The 19908-nt window shown below is 66.2% G+C and carries 20 protein-coding genes; 1 reads left to right on the top strand and 19 read right to left on the bottom strand.

Annotated features, from left to right (window positions below; translation table 11 throughout):
* Positions 1-5 precede the first annotated feature (5 nt).
* Together ACWHYV_RS17845 and ACWHYV_RS17850 are read right to left on the bottom strand one after the other, a co-directional pair.
* On the bottom strand, positions 6-1220 hold the full coding sequence (locus tag ACWHYV_RS17845; RefSeq protein WP_447977838.1) for a type II secretion system F family protein: 1215 nt from the start codon (positions 1218-1220) through the stop codon (positions 6-8).
* 227 nt (positions 1221-1447) lie between these two features.
* Entirely contained in the window at positions 1448-1984 is a 537-nt protein-coding gene (locus ACWHYV_RS17850) for a CDP-alcohol phosphatidyltransferase family protein (protein ID WP_447977839.1), read from the bottom strand.
* Positions 1985-2135: 151 nt separating this feature from the next.
* On the opposite strand from ACWHYV_RS17850, the gene ACWHYV_RS17855 reads away from it, so the two are divergent.
* Positions 2136-2450: a hypothetical protein gene (locus tag ACWHYV_RS17855; RefSeq protein ID WP_447977840.1), complete on the top strand. Its 315-nt coding sequence runs from the start codon at positions 2136-2138 to the stop codon at positions 2448-2450.
* Positions 2451-2474: 24 nt separating this feature from the next.
* Here the strand turns inward: ACWHYV_RS17855 and ACWHYV_RS17860 are convergent, their stop codons facing one another.
* The 17 genes from ACWHYV_RS17860 to ACWHYV_RS17940 form a co-directional block, all read right to left on the bottom strand.
* Positions 2475-3593 (bottom strand): serine hydrolase domain-containing protein, encoded by a 1119-nt coding sequence (locus ACWHYV_RS17860; protein ID WP_447977841.1) that lies wholly within the window; start codon positions 3591-3593, stop codon positions 2475-2477.
* Positions 3594-3642: 49 nt separating this feature from the next.
* A complete protein-coding gene (locus tag ACWHYV_RS17865; protein ID WP_447977842.1) occupies positions 3643-4152 on the bottom strand; it encodes a DivIVA domain-containing protein in 510 nt (169 codons plus the stop codon).
* Positions 4153-4165: 13 nt separating this feature from the next.
* Complete coding sequence (locus ACWHYV_RS17870) at positions 4166-4462, bottom strand: YggT family protein (RefSeq protein WP_447977843.1); 297 nt, start codon at positions 4460-4462, stop codon at positions 4166-4168.
* Positions 4450-5277 (bottom strand): pyrroline-5-carboxylate reductase, encoded by an 828-nt coding sequence (proC, locus tag ACWHYV_RS17875; protein WP_447977844.1) that lies wholly within the window; start codon positions 5275-5277, stop codon positions 4450-4452. Before proC ends, ACWHYV_RS17870 begins: the two co-directional genes overlap by 13 nt.
* Positions 5274-6014 (bottom strand): YggS family pyridoxal phosphate-dependent enzyme, encoded by a 741-nt coding sequence (locus ACWHYV_RS17880; RefSeq protein WP_447977845.1) that lies wholly within the window; start codon positions 6012-6014, stop codon positions 5274-5276. Before ACWHYV_RS17880 ends, proC begins: the two co-directional genes overlap by 4 nt.
* A gap of 36 nt (positions 6015-6050) precedes the next feature.
* Positions 6051-6830 (bottom strand): peptidoglycan editing factor PgeF, encoded by a 780-nt coding sequence (gene pgeF / locus ACWHYV_RS17885; protein ID WP_447977846.1) that lies wholly within the window; start codon positions 6828-6830, stop codon positions 6051-6053.
* Between the two features lie 45 nt (positions 6831-6875).
* Positions 6876-8063, bottom strand: coding sequence for a cell division protein FtsZ (ftsZ, locus tag ACWHYV_RS17890; RefSeq protein WP_447977847.1), 1188 nt, complete (start codon positions 8061-8063; stop codon positions 6876-6878).
* A 40-nt stretch (positions 8064-8103) separates the two neighbouring features.
* Entirely contained in the window at positions 8104-9345 is a 1242-nt protein-coding gene (gene ftsA / locus ACWHYV_RS17895) for a cell division protein FtsA (RefSeq protein ID WP_447980749.1), read from the bottom strand.
* Positions 9345-10109: a cell division protein FtsQ/DivIB gene (locus ACWHYV_RS17900; RefSeq protein WP_447977848.1), complete on the bottom strand. Its 765-nt coding sequence runs from the start codon at positions 10107-10109 to the stop codon at positions 9345-9347. The genes ftsA and ACWHYV_RS17900 overlap by 1 nt, the downstream gene beginning before the upstream one ends.
* Before the next feature lie 75 nt (positions 10110-10184).
* Entirely contained in the window at positions 10185-11177 is a 993-nt protein-coding gene (locus ACWHYV_RS17905; protein WP_447977849.1) for a D-alanine--D-alanine ligase, read from the bottom strand.
* A gap of 1 nt (position 11178) precedes the next feature.
* Entirely contained in the window at positions 11179-12114 is a 936-nt protein-coding gene (murB, locus tag ACWHYV_RS17910) for a UDP-N-acetylmuramate dehydrogenase (RefSeq protein ID WP_447977850.1), read from the bottom strand.
* A gap of 14 nt (positions 12115-12128) precedes the next feature.
* A complete protein-coding gene (gene murC, locus ACWHYV_RS17915; RefSeq protein WP_447977851.1) occupies positions 12129-13508 on the bottom strand; it encodes a UDP-N-acetylmuramate--L-alanine ligase in 1380 nt (459 codons plus the stop codon).
* A gap of 58 nt (positions 13509-13566) precedes the next feature.
* Positions 13567-14667: an undecaprenyldiphospho-muramoylpentapeptide beta-N-acetylglucosaminyltransferase gene (gene murG, locus ACWHYV_RS17920; protein ID WP_447977852.1), complete on the bottom strand. Its 1101-nt coding sequence runs from the start codon at positions 14665-14667 to the stop codon at positions 13567-13569.
* Positions 14664-15863 (bottom strand): putative lipid II flippase FtsW, encoded by a 1200-nt coding sequence (ftsW, locus tag ACWHYV_RS17925; protein WP_447977853.1) that lies wholly within the window; start codon positions 15861-15863, stop codon positions 14664-14666. The genes murG and ftsW overlap by 4 nt, the downstream gene beginning before the upstream one ends.
* Before the next feature lie 121 nt (positions 15864-15984).
* Positions 15985-17352, bottom strand: a complete 1368-nt coding sequence (gene murD / locus ACWHYV_RS17930; RefSeq protein WP_447977854.1) for a UDP-N-acetylmuramoyl-L-alanine--D-glutamate ligase — start codon at positions 17350-17352, stop codon at positions 15985-15987.
* A gap of 5 nt (positions 17353-17357) precedes the next feature.
* A complete protein-coding gene (gene mraY, locus ACWHYV_RS17935) occupies positions 17358-18434 on the bottom strand; it encodes a phospho-N-acetylmuramoyl-pentapeptide-transferase (protein WP_447977855.1) in 1077 nt (358 codons plus the stop codon).
* Position 18435: 1 nt separating this feature from the next.
* A complete protein-coding gene (locus ACWHYV_RS17940) occupies positions 18436-19887 on the bottom strand; it encodes a UDP-N-acetylmuramoyl-tripeptide--D-alanyl-D-alanine ligase (RefSeq protein WP_447977856.1) in 1452 nt (483 codons plus the stop codon).
* Between the last annotated feature and the right edge of the window lie 21 nt (positions 19888-19908).

Consider the following 19908-nt stretch of genomic DNA (forward strand, 5'->3'; position numbering starts at 1 on the left):
GGGTCTTACCCAATGACCGAAGCCATCTTGAAGATCGGCAAGTACATCGCGATGACGATGAACCCGATGACCGTCCCCAGGAAGACCATCATCATCGGTTCGAGCAAGGACGTCAGCGACGCGACCGCCTGATCGACCTCGTCGTCATAGAAATCGGCGATCTTCCCGAGCATGGCGTCCAGCGCCCCGGTCGACTCACCGACGGAAATCATGTGGGTGACCATCTTGGGAAATACATCGTTCTTCGAAAGTGGGTCGGCCAGCGTCCGTCCGGCACTGATGCTCTGACGCGCATCGAGAATCGCCGCCTCGACGATCTTGTTGCCCGCCGTCTTCGCCGTGATCATGAGGCCGTCCATGATCGGCACCCCGCTGGTGATCAACGTGCCCAACGTCCGGGTGAACTTCGCCACGGAAGCCTTCCGGATGAGGTCGCCGAACACGGGCAGCCTCAGCAACAGACGGTCGATGACGAGCCGTCCGTTCGGGGTGCGGTAATAACGCTTGACGGCGAAAATGATCCCGATCAACCCGGCGATCATATAAATGATGTACGCCTGCATGAATTCGCTCAAGTTGATGACGAATTGGGTCGGCCCCGGCAAGCCGACTTTTCCGCCCGACATGTCTTCGAACATCTTCGCGAAGATCGGAATGACCCAAATCATCAGCACGGTGATGACGATGACCGCGACCCCGATGATCGCCGCCGGGTAGACCATCGCCGATTTGATGGCCCCCTTGAGTTTCATCGCCTTCTCGATGTGCTTGGCCAGCCGGAGCAAGATCGCGTCCAACAACCCGCCGACCTCGCCGGCGTGCACCATGTTCACATAGAGATCGTCGAACACCTTCGGGTGCTTCTTGAGGGCATCGGCGAGCGTCGAGCCCCCTTCCACGTCGATCTTGATCTCCCCGACGCTCTTCCCAAGAGTCTTGTTTTCCGACTGGGTCGACAGGATGTCCAGGCATTGGATCAACGGTAACCCGGCATTGATCATGGTCGAGAACTGGCGGGTGAAGACGACGAGATCCTTGTCCTTGATGCCGCCCGAGCCGAACTTTCCCAGGCCGCCGAAAGCGCCTTTCTCTTGTAGGCTGGTGACGGCCAGGTTCACCTTGCGGAGTTGCTCGATCGCTTCATCGCGCGTCTTGGCGATGACCTCGCCTTTCTTGACCACTCCCTGCCGGGTCTTGCCGACGTATGCGAAAGTCGCCATGCCAGTTCCCTTCGAGGTTAGAGTCGCGGCATCCTTACTTCATTCTGAAAACTCTCACACGGTCGGGGCTATGCAGACACGAGCAGGGGTTCAATGGCATCCTTGCCAAGCAAAGGCGAAGCCGCGATATTTCAACAATCTTCTCAGGGGTTACAGCAGGAGTGACGTTTGGAAGTCTACTGGAGGATGCGTAAGTTGTCAACCGACCGGTCCGTCGCGTCCTGAGATCACGCTTCCCGAGCGTTGAGATGGCTGACGCCGCGGTACAGGTAGTGAAACCCCGAGAGCAGGGTGAACGCGACCATCACGTAGAGGAGCGGCTGTATCCAGTGCAGATCCACCTGCCGCGGGGTCAGCGCGATGACGAGGATCAAATAGAGCAACTGGAACACCGTCGTGCCCTTGCCGAGCATCGTCGGAGACATGTCCAGCGGCAGCTCGGTCACCCGACTGAGGAGGGCTCCGGTCAGGAGAATGACGTCCCGGCTCACGACCAGGATGACGACCCACAAGGGCACCAAATGAAGGACGGAAAGGGTGACGAACCCCGAGGTCAACAGCAGCTTGTCGGCCAGCGGATCGAGGTAGGCGCCGAGCTTGGTTCGCTGATTGGCGACACGTGCGATCGTGCCATCCAAGCCATCGGTGATGCCGGCCACTAACAAGACGCCCAAGGCGGCGTCATACCGCTCGTAAATCAGGAATTCGATGAAAACCGGAATGAGAAGGATGCGGAGGATCGTGAGACTATTTGGAACATTCATGGGGGCGGGGCGGGGTCCGGTACACCATTCGAGGCCCTCACCGGCAGGTCCAGTCAGATTATAGGAAGCCCGATGAGCTTGTCAACAGCGGTTGCAGCGACGCTCGCGGCCTTCTATAATACGTCCTTTGCAGTGTCTTGATGGAGGATACGTGAGCACACTCCCCTTGTCGTTGAAGCAGAAGGACGGGATCGTCGAACGGCACCAACTCGAAGGCAATGACCCGAGCGACCGCTATTTCAACCGTGCGATCTTAGTCAGCCGCGTGCCGCAAGGCTATCTCGGCAAAGTCACGTACGAGGCGTTGACCGTTGAAGGCGCGACGCAACCGACGATTGCCGGCGCCGTCGCGAGCGTCGTCGACAAGCTTCGATCACTCGGGTTCCGGCGCATGCGGACGCGCCCGAACTTCAAAGGCAAACGGTACCTCGCGGAAAAAGAAAGCTGGATCGAATACGCGGATTGACCCGAGCCCGTCGCCCTCCCTGCTTCACATCCCTCCCCCAATCACCGTCTCATAGATCAAATCGTGGATCAGCGGGCGAAACTGCTGGATCTTCGCGTTGGCCCGCGTCGGATGGACCCGGTTCGAAAGCAGGACGACTTCCAACCTTGGGAGCGGATCGATCCACAGTGACGTCCCCGTGAACCCAAGGTGACCGAAAGAGTGCGCCGAGAAGTATCGGCCGGACGACGACGGCGGCGTGGGGGTATCCCATCCGAGCGCCCAACTGGATCCCGGGACATCGGCCCGGCGGGTGACGAAGTGGCGAGCCCACGTCGGCGACAGAAAGCCAGCCTCCCCGTGATAGGCCGACAGCCAGGCCCCGGCGACCGTGAGAACAGCCCGAGCCCCGCCGAACAGGCCCGCATGTCCTGCGACGCCGCCCAGCGCGTACGCGTTGTCGTCGTGCACCGTCCCTTGGAGCATCCCTCCTCTCCACGCGCTGTCCTCGGTCGGCGCGATGGCCCTGAGCTTCGTCGATCCGTCTTGTGCCGGCGGTCCGAATCCCAACGGAGCGGCGCCCAGCGGCCCGAAGATTCGATCCCGGCAAAACTCTGAAAGCCTGCAGCCGGAGACGCGCTCGACGACGGCGCCCAGCAGAATGAACCCGAGATCACTGTAGACGCTCTGCGTCCCGGGTGGATACGCCAAAGGGGCCGAAGCGATCGCGTCGACCATGAACCGCCGAGCCGCCTCGCTCCCCAAGAACCCCGGTTCGGCTCGGTCCCGCGCGGCGATCGCCTCGTACAACGGTTGCCATCCCGGTAAGCCTGCGCTGTGACTCAAGAGGCGAGTCAGGGAAACCGCGCCGACGGGCCTTTCGATGAGCTCCGGCAGATAACGGTGGAGCGGGTCGTCCAATGAGGCGCTTCCGTCCTGGACCAGGCGCAGGACGGCGGTGGCGGTGGCCAGCGGTTTGGTGAGCGAGGCGAGATCGTAGACGGTCTCGAGCGTGACCGGTTCGTGAGTCCGTGAGCTCGTCACCCCGACCGCCCGGGCGACGACCAGACGCCCCCGACATCGCGCAAGGAGAACCGCGCCTGGAAACACGCCGTCCGCCACCGCCCCTTCCAAGGCTTGAGCGATCGGACCGATCTGAGCCATGTCCATGAACCGACGGCGAGAGGATCCGGCGAAGGGACGGGGCGGTCCGTCAGCGATCGCCGCCCGTGGCCAGGTTGTCGGCGGCACGCGAGATCGAGTTCTCCTGTTCGACCTCCTCCTCTTCCACCTCCAACATCCGTTCGAAGGTCCGCAGGGTCGAGCGGAGGCGCTCGATGCCCAGCAGCCGCTGCTTGCGCAAGTCGGCGATGTCGCGTTGAAGGCTCGCCAATTCCTGCCGGGCCTCGCGCAACAACTCTCCGGCCTTGAGCTCGGCCTCCTTCACCAGGAGCGCCGCATCCCGTTGGGCGATCTGCTTCATGTCGTCCGCCATGGCTTGCGTGGACACGAGCGTGTGCGTGAGGGTCGTCTCGGCCTTCTTCAGCGCGGTGACCTGCTCCTCCGCCGCCGACAGCTTTTCACGCAGCGCGGCATTCTCGTGGTTCAAGGACTCGACCGTGGCCGCCAAATCTTCGAGGAACAGCTTGACTTCCTGACGGTCGTAACCGCGCAGGCGAACCCGGAACGTCATCTGTTGAATGTCGAGGGGGGTCAGTCTCATGGTCACCTCGTGGTCAATGCATGCGAAAGGCGAGATCCTTGAGCGATTGTACCAGCGCCAGCTGCAGAAAAATAATGATGAGCAACGCGATGATCGGCGACAGGTCGATGCCCATGGCAAACCCCAACCGGCGCCGGATCGGATAGAGGACCGGTTCCGTGACCCGTTGCAGAAACTGTACGATCGGATTCCAAGGATCGGGATTGACCCAGGAGATCAAGGCCCGCGCGATGATGATCCACATGTAGAACCAAAGGAGATAGTCGAGCACGACGGCGATCGCCTGCAACACGTTGCCTATGACAAACATGACCGTCCCATCTCTTGTGAGCGTTGTGTCGCGGCGGCGACCGCGCCGATGAGGGTCGCCCGCAATCCGCCTTGTTCGAGCACGTGCAGCCCCGCGATCGTCGTTCCTCCCGGCGACGCAACCCGGTCTTTGAGCCGGCCCGGGTGCTCCCCCGTCTCCAAGACCATCCGCGCGGCGCCATACGCCGTTTGCGCCGCCAGGACCTCGGCGGTGGCCCGCGGTAATCCTGCTTTGACTCCTCCGTCCGCCAAGGCTTCGAGCGCCAGAAAGACGTAGGCGGGTCCGCTTCCGCTCAGCCCCGTCACGGCGTCCATCTGCGATTCGTCTACTCGCGTGACGCGCCCCACGGCGCGCAGCAACGCGGTCACACGATCCTCGTCGACCTGGGTCACCCGCTCGCCGCAGGCCATCGCCGACATGCCTTCGCGCACCAACACCGCGGCGTTCGGCATCACGCGAACGAGACGAACATCGGCCGGTAAGCGGGCCGCCAATCGTCGAATCGGAACGCCGGCGGCGAGCGAGACGATCAGCTTTCCCGCGACGACGGGGCTGAGCTCATCGAGGACGTCATCCAAGACCTGGGGCTTGACGGCGAGCAAGACCAGATCCGCCCATGCGGCCGCCTCCCGGTTCACCTCGGTCACCCGGATGCCGAACCGCTGGTCCAGATGGGCGCGTCGCGCCGCGCTCGGATCGGTGGCCCAAAAGAACTCGGCGGTCGCCGCTCCGGCAGCCAAGAGGCCGCCGATCAGCGCCTCGGCCATCTGCCCGCCTCCGATCACGGCGGTCCGTTGGCTCACTGGGCTCGTCATTCCCCGAGCCGTCCCGGCCGGGCTCCAAAGATCGCCGTCCCGATCCGTACCATCGTCGCGCCCTCCTCGATCGCTATCTCGAAATCGTGGCTCATCCCCATCGACAGCTCATCCATCTGGATACCGGGAAACGCCCTCCCGCGGGCCGCCTCGGCCAGAACCCGCAGCGTTCGAAAGTACGGCCGCGCCTCCTCGGCGGTGCTCGTCGCCGGCGGGATTGCCATCAACCCTTTGACCACCAGATGCGGCAGTCGGCTGAGGTCCGCCAACACCTCCATCACCCGCTCGGGTGCGACGCCGCCCTTGCTCGCCTCCCCCGCAAGGTTCACCTCGAGGAGGACGGCCTGGGACACACCCGCCTCACCCGCCCGGCGACTGATGGCCTCTGCCACATCGACTGCTTCGACCGATTGGATCACCGCGAACCGGCCGACCACCCCTTTGATCTTGCGGCGCTGGAGCCGGCCGATGAAGTGCCAGGTCACGCCCCGATGGGCGAGCGCATCGAGCTTCGGGATCGCCTCTTGGAGCCGGTTCTCGCCGAGATCGGTGATCCCCGCCTCCAGTGCGGCGACGATGCTCTCGATCGGGACTGTTTTCGTGGCGGCGATGAGTCGCACCGCCTCCGGTGACCGGCCCGACCGCACCGCCGCTTCCCGAATCCGCTCACGAACTTCACGGACTCGCTGTCCGATCCCTTCTCGATCAGTGGCCTGCACGCGGACGACGGTCCCCACCTCAGGCCGGCATTGTACAAGAAGCGCCGCGCGGTGTCAGTGGTCCCGCAATCGAGTGCCTGCACACACCCTGGCTCTTGCGCGTACGGGGCGCCGGGCCGTCCCGCGCGGCAGCATGATCCCACTGACCATCGTCTCTTTGACGACCCCTTCCCGGCGGTAGGAATAGAACAACGACGGGCGACAGATGGTACACAGACCGACCATCCAAACGTGGGCGTCCTCCACGCCCTCCCCCTGGACCTGGCGCCGGATCAACTCCTTCAGGTTCAGCAGACCGCGTCCTGGTCCGGTCTCCGAGATCAGCAGCCGCCAGTAGGGATAGGCTCGGGACAGCGGCCCGAGAACAGCCTTATCGACCTCATAGCAGCAGGGGCCGGCGGAGGGGCCGATGGCGATACGCAAGGAGTGGCATTCGGAGCCGAACCGACTGCGCATCGTCTGGATCGTCTTGGAGACGATGCCCGCGAGCGTCCCACGCCAACCCGCGTGGACGGCGGCCACAACGCCCCGGCCCGGGTCATGGATGAGCACGGGGACGCAATCCGCGGTTCGCACCGTCAGCAAGACACCAGGTTGGTTCGTCACCAGCGCATCCCCGGTCCCGGGGAGCACCCCGGCGGAATTGATCGGTCGCTCGACGAGCAAGACGTCGGTGCCGTGGACCTGCTTCGCGGCGACGACCGCGACGGGGTCCAGTTCGCTCCCCTGGCTCACCGCACCGGCAACCGGCAGGCGCTGGTGGCGCGTCCCGAAGAAGTGGCCCACCCGATACGGCCCTCGGAAGGCCGGAATCGTGATCAATCCGGTCGCCATGGCGCCCCGTGCGCGGGGCCGGCCTGGCGGCCGGCCCCATCTCCATCAATCGGCATGTTTCCGCAGGAACGTCGGAACGTCCCATTCATCTTCCAAGGCCAGTCCCAGCCGTTCTTGCGCCTCGTGCTGCCCGTTCACCCGCCGGAGAAACGCCGGCCGCTCGAGATTTTGGGCCGACGGTTCGGTCCCGAGTCGCGCGGCCGCCAGCGCCGGCTGCGGCGCGCGGACGTGCTTGGGCCGTTCAGCGGCCGGCGCAGCCGGCGCCGAGACCGGCTCGTCGCGCTCGAATCCCGTCGCGACCACGGTGATGATCAGCTCGTCCTCGAGCTCGGGATTGATCACCTGTCCGACGATGATGTTGGCCTCCGCATCCGCCGCCTCCTTGATGATCGAGGAGGCTTCGTCGACCTCGTGCAGTGAAAGCGTGTTGCCGCCGGTAATGTTCAGGAGCACGCCGCGCGCCCCCTGCACGGTCCCCTCTTCGAGCAAAGGGCTCGAGATGGCCTTCTGGGCCGCCTCCAACGCACGATTCGGACCCCGCGCGACCCCCATCCCCATGACCGCCCGGCCGGTGTACGTCATCACGGTCCTGACGTCGGCGAAATCCACGTTCACGTGCCCCGTCGTGGTGATGATGTCCGCGATGCCCTGGATCGCCTGGCGCAGGACGTCGTCGGCGACCTTAAAGGCCTCCAGCAGCGGTGTCGCCTTGTCGACCAGCCCGAGGAGGCGCTGGTTCGGAATCACGAGGAGCGTGTCGACGTTCTTGCGCAGCTCCTGCAAGCCGTCTTCCGCGTGCATCAACCGCCGCTTCCCTTCGTACTGAAACGGCTTGGTCACGACCCCCACCGTCAAGGCGCCGAGATCCCGGGCGATGCTCGCGACGATCGGCGCGGCGCCGGTTCCCGTGCCACCGCCCATGCCGGCCGTGACGAAGACCATTTCGGCGCCTTCGAGGGAATCGCGCAGCCGGTCCTTGCTCTCGATCGCCGCCTCCCTGCCGACCTCGGGCTTGGCGCCCGCGCCGAGACCCCGCGTCCGCTCCGGACCGAGCTGGACCTTGAAGGAAGCCAGCGAGCGGCCCAAGGCCTGCACGTCGGTGTTCGCCGCGATGAACTCGACTCGGCTCAGCCCGGAGCCGATCATCGTATTGACGGCGTTACAGCCGGCGCCGCCGACCCCGATGACCTTGATCCGGACCGGCATGATCTCGTCATCCTGAAATGAAAACATCGCGTCCCTCCCTTCCTCAACGCTGGGCGTGCCCAGCCGATTAAAAGAACTCGAGCATCCAGCCCCGCATACGATCGAAGACGCGGCCGAACCGCTTCCCGCTGCGCGCGCCCACGGTCTCCAGCTCGTCGGTATGCCGGCAGGCGTGGAGAATGAGCCCGACGCCGGTGGCATACATGGGATTGCTGACGATGTCGCGGAGGCCGCCGACTCCCGACGGGACGCCCCGCCGGACCGGCAAGTCGAGCACGCGCTCGGCGGCATCCGGCATCCCTTCGAGCATCGAGGTCCCGCCCGTGATCACGACGCCGGCCGCCAGCATCCCTTCGTAGCCCGCGCGCACGATCTCCCGCCGCACGAGATCGAACATCTCCTCGACGCGCGGCTGTACGATTTCCGCGATCATCTTTCTCGGCATCTCACGGGGCGGCCGGTCCCCGACGCTCGGCACCTCGACCTGTTCGTCCTCCTTGAGGAGGTCGACGAGGGCCAGCCCGTGCTTGATCTTGACCTTTTCGGCCTCGGCCTGCGGGGTCCGCAGGCCGATCGCGAGATCCGTGCTCAAATGCTGCCCGCCGATCGGCAGGACCGCCGTGTGGCGGATGCTGCCTTCGGAGAAGATCGCGAGGTCCGTCGTGCCGCCCCCCAGATCCACCATCGCGACGCCGAGCTCGCGCTCCTCGGGGCTCAGGACCGCCTCGCTCGAGGCCAGCGGCTGGAGGACGATGTCGACGACATCCAGTCCGGCGCGATTGACGCTCTTGATGATGTTCTGTGCCGACGTCACCGCGCCCGTGATGATGTGAACGTCCACTTCGAGTCGGGTCCCGCTCATGCCCAGCGGCTCTCGGATGCCGTCCTGGTCGTCGACCATGAACTCCCGCGGCAGGACGTGAAGAATCCGGCGGTCGTGCGGCAGGACGGCCACCGTCCGGGCCGTTTCGATCGCCCGCTCGATGTCCGCGCGGGTCACCTCCTGCTTCTTCAGCGCCACGACTCCGCGGGCGTTCTCCCCGCTGATGTGGCTGCCGGCGATGCCGGTGTAGACCGAATTGATCTGCACGGCGGCCATCAGTTCGGCTTCCTCCACGGCCTTCTTGATCGACTCGACCGTGCTCTCGATATTGACGACGACGCCTTTGCGCAATCCTCGCGAGGGGCTCGATCCGACCCCGATGATGTTGATCGCCCGCTCCTCCGTCATCTCCGCCACGATCGCGCAAATCTTGGTGGTCCCGATGTCCAATCCCACGACGATGTGATCTCGCTTGGCCACCGCGATTACCCCCTTTCTCGCACGATCACTTTGCCCGGATAGCGGAGATCGATCTCGCTCTGGCCGTCCGACCGCCCATGGCCCGCGGCGCCGGCCACATGGGGCTCGAGCTTGCGGTAGAGGTTCCACTTCTCCTCGAACTCGGCGGTCCCGAACTGCAGCCGCAAGCCCTGCACGTACGCCACGACGTTGTCCGGGTTGCTCACGTCCACCTCGGGGCGCCCGTCGAACGTCCGGCTCAAGAGCGCAGCCAGCTCAATGCCTTTTCGAGCCGCCGTGAGCCACTCGGCGTCGCCGTTCGTCACGCGCTTGGGGTTGATGCCGAAGAGGACCGGAAGCGCCGGTTCGTTCGACTCGGACAGCAGGGTCAGCGGCCGGCCTTCTTCGTCCAACAGCACGCTGCCCGACGGCGAGCGGAGGACGGCGGCCGGGCGCCGCTCGACGACCTGGACGGCGAGCGTATGGGGCAAGACGCGGCTCACGGTCGCCTCCTTGACCCACGGATGAGCCGCGAGCCGCGCCGCCAACCGCGTCGTATCGACCGAGACGAGCGAGGCGCCCGGTTCCAGCTTCAATCGATCGATGAGCTCCGTTCGCGTCACCTGGTCGTTGCCCGTCACCGACACCGTCTTGATCTCCACCATGCGGGCGAGGGCAGGACCGGCGTGACGAGAGGCGAGATGGCCGCCCCACACGACCCCGCCGATCGCGACCGCGCCGGCGAGGAGCGTGCTCGCGGTCTTGATCCGCCCCCACCACCGGCGCCGCACCCGCGCGCGCGCCCTTGACCGGTACGTTCGCCCGCGGGCCCGCGGGGCGACGCCGCGCTGTGCGACGCCACCGCATCATCGTTCCAACGCCTTCATGCGCTCCGCCCGCGAAAGCGCGGACGCCAGGATCCGTTCCGTGAGCGTGTCGTAGTCCATGCCGGCGCGCGCCGCGGCCATCGGCAACAGACTCGTCTCAGTCATCCCCGGCGTCGTATTGATCTCCAAGACATACGGTTTTCCCCGCGGCGTAATCCGAAAGTCCACGCGCGCCGCGCCCTCGCATCCGATCAGCTCGTAGCTCCGGCGCGCCCAGTCGGCCAGGCGTCTGACGAGCGGGCTGGCCAGCGGGGCGGGGCAGCGATACTCAGTCTGCCCTTTTTGATATTTCGCGGAAAAGTCGTAGAAGCCGCCGGGGGCCAGGATTTCCACGGCCGGGAGCACGGTTCCCGACAGGACCGAGACCGTCACCTCACGGCCCGGGATATAGGTTTCGACGATCGCGTCGGTGTCGTGCTCGAGCGCGCGCTCCAATGCCTCCATCCACTGCGACGGTTTCCTCACGATCGTCACCCCGATCGTCGATCCCTGCGACGCCGGCTTGACGACGAGCGGCAAGGCCAGGTGCGCGGGAACCCGCTTGGGCAGGGGACGGTCCCGCACGACGACGAGCCCTCCGGGAACCGGGATATGGGCCCATTGCAGCAGCGTCTTGGTCACGCCCTTGTGCATCGCGATGGCGCTCGCCCGGATCCCGGAGCCCGTATAAGGAATCCCGAGCGTCTCCAGAAGCCCCTGGATCGCCCCGTCTTCGCCGCCGGGACCGTGCAGGGCGAGAAAGACGAGCTCGACTTTGTGCTCATGGAGCTGCTCGACCACCCGTTCGTCGGCGTCGAGCGCGACTGCGTCGTACCCCTTCCGGAGCAGGGCCTGGTGAACCGCGCGTCCCGTCCGGAGCGAGATGTCGCGCTCCGCCGAGCGCCCCCCCATCAGTACACCAATGCGCGCGTGCGTCAGCGGCCCGCTCGCCGAGGCGGGTTCCGCCCCTCGCCCTGTGGTCCTCACCCGCATGCTAGTCTTCCCCCACGACCTTAAGCTCGAGCTCGAGCCCGATCCCCGTCTTCTCTCGAACTCTCCGGGTGACCGTCTCGATCAACGTCAGGACGTCCGCCGCCCGCGCCTGGCCGAGGTTGACGATGAAGTTGCCGTGCTTCGGCGAGACCTGCGCGTCCCCGACCCGCAGCCCTTTCAAGCCGGCCGCCTCGATCAGGCGGCCGGCCGGTTCCGGCCCGGGATTCTTGAAGGCGCACCCGGCATTGGGCACCGTGAGCGGCTGGGTCTCCTTCCGATAGCGGAGGTAGTCTTTGACGACCGTCCTGATCGTCTCTTTCACGCCCGGAGCCAGTTGCAGCGACACGCCGACGATGACGCCGTGCGGCAACCGCGCGCGCCGGTATCCGAAGGGAATCGACTCCGCAGGAATGTCTCGAAGGCCGCCTTTCTCATCCACCAGGCGCACGGCCTTCACCACGTCCTTCATCTCCCCCAAGCGGGTCCCGGCGTTCATCACGACGCACCCGGCCACGGTGCCCGGAATGCCGGCCGACCATTCGAGCCCGGTGAGTGAGCGGCTCATCGCATGCTGGAGCAGGGCCGGCATCGTCACCCCGCCTTCGGCATAGAGAACGGATCCCGGCTCGTCCCGAATGGCCTTGAGCCGTGCCAGGCTGACCACGACGCCTCGGATGCCGCCATCACGGATCAGCAGATTGGTGCCGCCCAGCACGAACACCGCCACCTCGGCCGCGCCGGCCTGCCGCATCAATCGCACGACGTCGTGGACCCCGTCGGGAACCACCAACACGTCCGCCGGCCCCCCGATCCGGAACGACGTGTACTCCTTGAGCGGAGCGTGAAAACGGACCTCGCCGGCGAGACCCGCCACGGCCGCCCGCAGGGCCGCATCGCGCTCGGCCTTCCCGCCGACCGTCCGTGGTACTCGCGGCATCGCCAGCGCCTCCATTACAACCGCTCCAACAACTCCGGACCGACCTTCCAGATGTCTCCGGCCCCCAGCGTCAACACCATATCGCCCGGCTGCAGCATCGGACGTACGCGCTCGGCCACCTGATCTTTCCGCTCGATATAGGTCACCGACGGATGACCCGTCGCCCGGATCCGGTCGGCCAGCTTCTCGGCCGACACGCCCGGGATCTCCCGTTCACCCGCGGGATAGATGTCGGTCACGACCAGCAGGTCGGCGTCCCGAAAGGCGCCGGCGAACTCATCGAGCAGATCGCGCGTCCGTGTATAGCGGTGCGGCTGGAAGAGGACGACGAGCCGTCGCTGCCACCCTTGCTTCGCGGCCGCCAACGTCGCCTTGATCTCCGTCGGGTGATGGCCGTAGTCGTCCACGACCATCACGCCGCCTCGTTCACCCCGGCGTTGGAAGCGGCGCTCCACGCCCGTGAATCCCGCGAGCCCCTTGCGAATGAGATCCACGGGGACGTCCAGCTCGAGCCCGATGGCCATCGCCGCCAACGCGTTCGAGACGTTGTGGACGCCGGGCACCTGCAACCGAAAGGGGCCGAGATGGCGGTCCCGGAAGAACGCCCGGAACTCGGACTCCCCCGGCTTCATGACGATGTCCACCGCGCGAAAGTCCGGCCCACCGCCCCCGGCCTGCTCGCGGAGCCCGAAGGTCTGATAGCGCTTGACCACCTTCGGGAGCAAGGCGCGAAGCCGATCGTCATCGAGACAGAGGACGGCCAGGCCGTAAAAGGGGACGCGATTGATGAATTCCAAGAAGGCGTCCTCCAGCCGCTCCATCGTGCCGTAATGATCCAAATGCTCCCGATCGATGTTCGTCACGGCGACGATCGACGGCGACAGCTTGAGAAACGAGCCGTCGCTCTCGTCCGCCTCGGCCACGAGCAGGTCGCCGCGGCCCAATCGGGCGTGGCTCCCGAGGGCGTTGACTTTCCCGCCGATGACGATGGTCGGGTCCAAGCCCCCCTGGGCGAGAATGGTCGCGACCATCGACGTGGTCGTCGTCTTCCCATGCGCGCCCGCAATCGCCACCCCGTACTTGAGCCGCATCAGTTCCGCGAGCATCTCGGCCCGGGGGATCACGGGGATGGGCTTGGCGCGCGCAGCCACGACCTCCGGGTTGCTCGGGGCGACGGCTGATGAGATCACCACGACCTGCGCTTCCCCGACATGCGACTCGTGATGGCCGATGAAGATCTTCCCGCCGAGCTCCTCCAGCCGGCGGGTCGTCTCCGAGGCGTGGAGATCGGACCCGGTCACCTTATAGCCCAACGTCAGCAGGACCTCGGCGATCCCGCTCATTCCCGACCCCCCGATTCCTACGAGATGGATGTGTTGGATTTTTCGAAACATAATGACGGCGGGTGCTAGAGGCCCAAGGGAACGCCGTTCCCTTGCCTCCTGTCGGCCCCTAGCCCCGCCCCTCCCTTAGCATGGTCAAACATTCTTCGACGATCGCTTCCGCCGCATCGACTTTCGCCAAGCTCCGGCTGCGTTCGCCCATCATCGCAAGCCGTCCGGGCTCGTCGATGAGCGCGGCGATCACCCGGGCCAACCGGGCGCCGGTCAACTCCGACTGTGGAATCACCACGGCCGCACCGGCTCGCTCCAGCACCTCGGCGTTGCGCGCTTGGTGCTGATAGATGGCATGGGGCAACGGGACCAGGATCGACGGCTTCCCGCAGGCCGTCAGCTCGGCGAGCGTCATCGCCCCCGAGCGGGCGACGACCAGATCGGCCGCCCGCAGCGCCGTCGGCATATCGAACAGGAACGGGACCACGGTCGCGTCGACCCCGGACGCGTCGTACGCCGCCTTGATCGGCTCGTGGTCCGCCTCGCCCGTCTGGTGCGTAATCCGAAGCCGGCGCATCGCCGCCTGCTCCTGGCTCATGACCCGGACCGCATCCAGCATGGCCAGATTGATCGCGTGCGCCCCGCGGCTGCCTCCGAAAACCAAGAGTCGGCGCCGCGCCGGGTCCTCCGCATGGGGTTCCGCAACGGCGTCGAGAAAGGCTCGGCGGATCGGCGTCCCGACGGCCCTGACTTTCGAGGGGGCAAAGTGGCCGGCCGCGGTCTCGAATGCCAGAAAGACCCGTTGGGCGAGGGGTCCGAGCAGCTTGTTCGCCATGCCCGGGTAGGCGTTCGGCTCGAGGATGACGCGCGGAATCCTCAAGAGCGCGGCCGCCAGCAGGACGGGCGGGCTCGTATAGCCGCCGATGCCGATGACGAGGTCCGCCCGGACCGCGCGCAGCAGGCGCCATGACTGGGCCAGCCCCTTGGGAAGCGCGAGCAGCGCGGCCCCCGCCTGGCGGAGCCCCAACCCCATGACCGGGCGGGCATCGATCAGATCCAGCGGCAACCCTTCGTGGGACAGAACCTTGGCTTCGATGCCCCGGCTCGTCCCTACGAACCGGACCACCGCACGCGGGTCGCGGCGCAGAAACTCGCGTGCAAGGGCGACGCCCGGGTAGAGGTGCCCTCCCGTGCCCCCGGCCGCGATGACGATCGTCATGCCGCTTTGGTCCCGCCATAACGCATCAAGGAGCGACCGGGCTGGCGGTCGCGTGAAATGCTCAAGAGGATGCCGACGGCCAGTAGGTTCATCACGAGCGACGAGCCGCCGTAGCTGACGAGCGGGAGCGTGAGTCCCTTGGTCGGCAGCAGGCCGGTCGCAACACCCGCGTTGATGAGCGCCTGCACGCCCATGAGCAGGGTGATCCCGAGCGCCAAGTGCCGCCCGAACGGCTCGCGCGCGCGGCCCGCAATCTGGAATCCCTTGAGGACGAGGACGGTGAACAGCAGCATGATCGCCGAGGTGCCGATCAAGCCGAGCTCTTCCCCCACCAACGCCAGTACGAAATCCGTGTGCGCTTCCGGCAGAAAAAACAGCTTCTGCCTCCCTTCACCGAGCCCCACCCCAAACGGGCCGCCGCTGCCGAACGCCAGGAAGGACTGGTTCACCTGGAAGCCCGACCCCGTGGGATCCTTCATCGGATCGAGGAAGGTCATCAGCCGTTGCCATCGATAGGGCGATTTCCAAATGAGCACGGCCGTCGCGGCGATCAGCACCGGCACGACCGCGAACAGATGCGCCAGCCGTGCGCCGCCGAGGAAGAGCAGGCCGAGCGTCACGATACCGACCACGACGACGGTGCCGAGATCGGGTTGGAGCAACACGAGCGCGCTCAGCACCCCGACCACGACCAACGGCGGGAGATAGCCGCGCGCCAACTCCTTGATCCGTTCGCCCTTCTTGCTGAGATAGGCGGCCAGGTACAGAACCACCACGAGCTTGACCATCTCGGCGGGCTGAATCGACACCGCGCCCAGGCGAAGCCATCGGCGGGCGCCCTTCGCCGCGGTGCCGATGCCGGGGATCAGCACGAGGACCAAGAGCAGGGCCGTGACACCCAGAATGGGCAAGGCGGCGCGCCGCCAGATCGTATAATCGAGCCGGCTCGCCATCTGCAGCAGCAGCAAGCCCACCATCAGCCAGGCGAGTTGCCGCTTCAGGAAGAAGATCGGGTCCTGGAACCGGCTGCCCGCCACGACGCCGCTGGCGCTGAAGACCATCACGAGACCGATCAGCGCCAGAACCAAGGCGACGATCAGCACGGTGCCGTCGGCGCTGGGTCGCTTGATCGAGCGTTCCCCGCCGAACGACCACGGAAGGACCAAGCTGCCGGCTTCGTTCCCTTTTCGCGCCATGCGGTCGATCCACGGCATCGGGGAGGAGGTGCAGGGGGACGGCCACGTCGCAAGCATTGTGTATCCGATTCCCTCTACACCCGCGTCCCGGTACCCGTTCCGCCTCTCCTTGTCGCCGCCCTCACGGAAGGGCCTGCACCAACGCCTTGTACTGCCGGCCGCGATCCTGGTAATCGGCGAACATGTCGAAGCTCGCGCAGGCGGGCGAGAGCAGGACGATGTCCCCGGGCCCCGCCTCGGCCGCCGCGCACGTGACGGCCTCCTTCAACGATCCCGCCAGGCTGATCGGCTCGAACCCGTCGAGCGCCGCACGGATCCGAGGCGCCGCTTCCCCGATCAGGATGAGCCGCTTCACCCGTCGCCTGATCGGCTCGCGCAGCCGGGTGAATTCCGCCCCCTTGTCCTTCCCGCCCGCGATCAGCACGATCGGCTTGGCCAGACTCTCGAGCGCCTTCAGGGTGGCATCGACGTTCGTGCCCTTCGAATCGTTGATGAACTCGACCCCGTGCCGCTCCCGCACGAACTCCAAGGCGTGCTCGAGCCCGGGGAAGGTCGCCAACACCCGCCGCATGACGGCGGGAGGACACCCGCAGAGGGCCGCGGCCACCGTGGCCGCCATGGCATTTTCCACGTTGTGCGATCCCGGGATCCGAATCTCGTCCACACGACAGACCGCCTCGCGGGCGCCGTGGAGCGCGAGCATCAGCCGATCGCCCTCGACATAGCCGCCGGCCTCGACCGGCTGGGTGCGGCTGAAGCGCAGCACCCGCCCACGAGCCCGCTGGGCAAAAGCCGCCACCCGGTCGTCGTCCGCGTTGAGCACGGCGTAATCGTCCGGCGTCTGGTTCTCCAGGATCCTCGCCTTGGCCGCGACATAGGGCTCGAGCGCCGGGTACCGGTCCAGATGGTCGGGCGTGATGTTCAAGACCGCGGCGACCGTCGGGCGAAACCGCTCGATCGTCTCGAGCTGAAAACTCGACACCTCGGCGACGACGTACTCGTACGCGGACGGATCTTGCCACGTCGCGAGCGCGGCTTCGCTCAACGGCGTGCCCAGGTTCCCGCCGACGAACGCCCGTTTCCCGCTCTCCTTCAGCAGCAGCCCGATCAACGTCACGGTCGTGCTCTTTCCGTTCGTCCCGGTCACGGCAAGGACCGGGGCCTTGAGACAACGGAACGCCAATTCCAATTCGCCGATCACCCGGATGCCGCGGGCCCGTACGCGATTCAACGCCTCCCACTCGGTCGGCACCCCGGGACTGATGACGACGAGGTCGGCGGTCTCCAGGGCCGACTCGTAGCCCGGGCCGACCGTGATGCGGACGGACGCGCGGTCCAATCGGGACAACGCCCCGGAAAGGGCCTGCTCATCCTTCCCGTCTGCGACCGTGACACGGGCGCCGAGCGCCTGGAGCAGGTGCGCGGCGGCGACGCCGCTTCGCGCCAACCCGACGACCGTCACCCGCTTGCCTCTGACCTCCGCGTCCATGCCGCTCATCGCAGTTTCAGGGTGCTCAAGCTCAGCAGCGCCAGCAGGATCGCGATGATCCAGAGCCGGACGACGACCTTCGGCTCCTCCCAGCCTTTCATCTCGAAATGGTGGTGGATCGGCGCCATCAAAAAAATCCGTTTCCCACGCGACTTGAAGGAGACGACCTGGAAGATCACCGAGATCGCTTCGATCACGAAGACGCCGCCGACGAGCAGCAACAGCAGTTCGTGCTTGCTGATGACGGCGACCGTGCCGAGGGCGGCCCCCAGCGGGAGCGAGCCGACGTCGCCCATGAAGACCGACGCCGGGTAGCTGTTGAACCACAAGAAGCCGAGGCTCGCGCCGAAGATGGCGGCGGTGAATACCGCCAACTCTCCGGCGCCTTCGATGTGCGGGATCAGCAGGTACTCGGACGTGATGCGGTTCCCGACGACGTAGGCCACGATCGTATAGGCCAGCGAGGCGATCATGACCGGTCCGACCGCCAGGCCGTCGAGCCCGTCGGTCAGGTTGACGGCGTTCGACGCCCCCACGATCACCAAGACCGCGAACGGGATATAGAGCCAGCCGAGGTCGGGGGTGAAGTTCTTGAAGAACGGGACGCTCAGCTTCGTGGAGTAGCCCGGCAGGAAGTAGAAGAAGAGACCGATGGCCAGTGCGACGAGGCCCTGTGCGAGGATCTTCTGGGACGGGCTCAACCCCTTGGAGCGCCGGCCGATGAATTTCAGGTAGTCGTCGGCGAACCCGACGAGCCCGAAGCCGACCGTCGCCAGCACCGCCAGCCAGACGTACCGGTTCGTGACGTCGGCCCAGAGCAGCGTCGCCAGCACGACCGCGAAGAGGATCAGCAGCCCGCCCATCGTCGGGGTCCCGCTTTTCGCCTGGTGGCGGCTCGGCCCGTCGTCCCGCACATTTTGTCCGAGCTTGATTTCCTGCAACTTCCGGATCAGGGGCGGCGCGAGGACAAAGGCCAGAAGGAAGGCCGTCACCGCCGCGTAGATGATGCGGAAGCTCAGATAGCGAAAGACGTTCAGAAACGAGAACTCGGTATGGAGCGGATAGAGAAAGAGATAGAGCATCTCAGGTCTTCGCCGTCGTTTGTTTCCCGCCCTGGTCGACGGCGGTCAGGCCTGCGCGCAGGTCGTCGATCACGTGCTCCATTCGCATCCCGCGTGAGCCTTTCACGAGCACGACGTCTCCCGGCTGCACGATGGCGCGCAGCATCCTCGCACCCGTCCGCGCGTCGTCCGCCTCCCGCACCCGGGACTCGGGCATGCCCGCCCGACGCGCCCCTTCCGCGATACCCCGCCCCAGTGCTCCGCAGGCCAGCAGGAAATCGATGTGCTTGCCGGCGGTATACGCGCCCACCTCCTCGTGGAAGGCGGGGGACCGCGCCCCCAATTCCAACATGTCGCCGAGCACCGCCACGCGTCGCCCCGTCCCGGGTATCGCGGCGAGCAGATCGAGCGCCGCCATCATCGACGCGGGATTCGCGTTGTAACAATCGTTGATCACCGTCATGCCGTTTACCGACTCCACCTGCGACCGCATGCTCGCCGGCTTGAACCGGGCCAAGCCCCGCGCGATCGCCCCCCCGCTGAGACCGCAGAGCGTGCCGACCGCAGCGGCGGCCAGCGCATTGGAGATGTTGTGCGCACCGTACACCGACAGCGCGACGCGGGCCGGCGGGAGCTGGCCCGGCACCTGGAGCCGAAAGGAGGTTCCGGCCGCGTCGGAACGGATCTCGTCCGCCCGAACCTCCGCCTGCGGGACGGTCCCGAAGGACAGGAGGCGGCAGCGGGCCCGGGACGCCAAATAGTCGTGGTAGCGGTCGTCCGCATTGAGCACGGCGGCATCCTCCGGGCCCAACCACTCCAGCAGCTCCGCTTTCGCCTCGGCCGAGACGTCCATCGTGCCGAAGAATTCCAAGTGATCGGGACCGACGTTCGTGACGAGGCCGATGGTCGGCCGCGCGATCTGTGCGAGCCGGGTCGTTTGCCCCTTCTGATCCACTCCCATTTCGATGACGGCCGCCTCATGCGACGCGGTCAACCGCAGGACCGTGTGAGGCACGCCGATCCGATTGTTCAGGTTGCCCTCGGTGACCAAGACCGCCCAACGCTCTTCCAGCACCCGGGCGACCATCTCTTTCGTCGTGGTCTTCCCGTTGCTGCCCGTCACGGCGACGACCGGGATGTCGAAACGCCTTCGGTGGAAGGTCGCGAGTCGTTGGTAGGCCAGAACCGTGTCGGGCACCGACAGGACGAGGGCGTCCCGACGGTCCCGGAGCCCCGCCGATGGCTGATAGGCGGTGTCGACCAGGGCCGCAACGGCGCCCGCCCGGACCGCCGGTTCGACGAACTGGTGGCCGTCGAATCGCTCACCGCGGAAGGCCACGAACAGGTCGCCCGGCCGGATGTCGCGGGAGTCGGTCGAGACCCGGTGGACCTCGCCGCGCCGGGCCCGGAGTTCGCCGATCAGCGGGCGCGCGCCGGTGATGTCGAGGATCTCGGCGAGGCTGAACAGCGCCACATCAGGCTCCACTCTCGTTCG

Source organism: Candidatus Nitrospira bockiana, assembly GCF_965152565.1.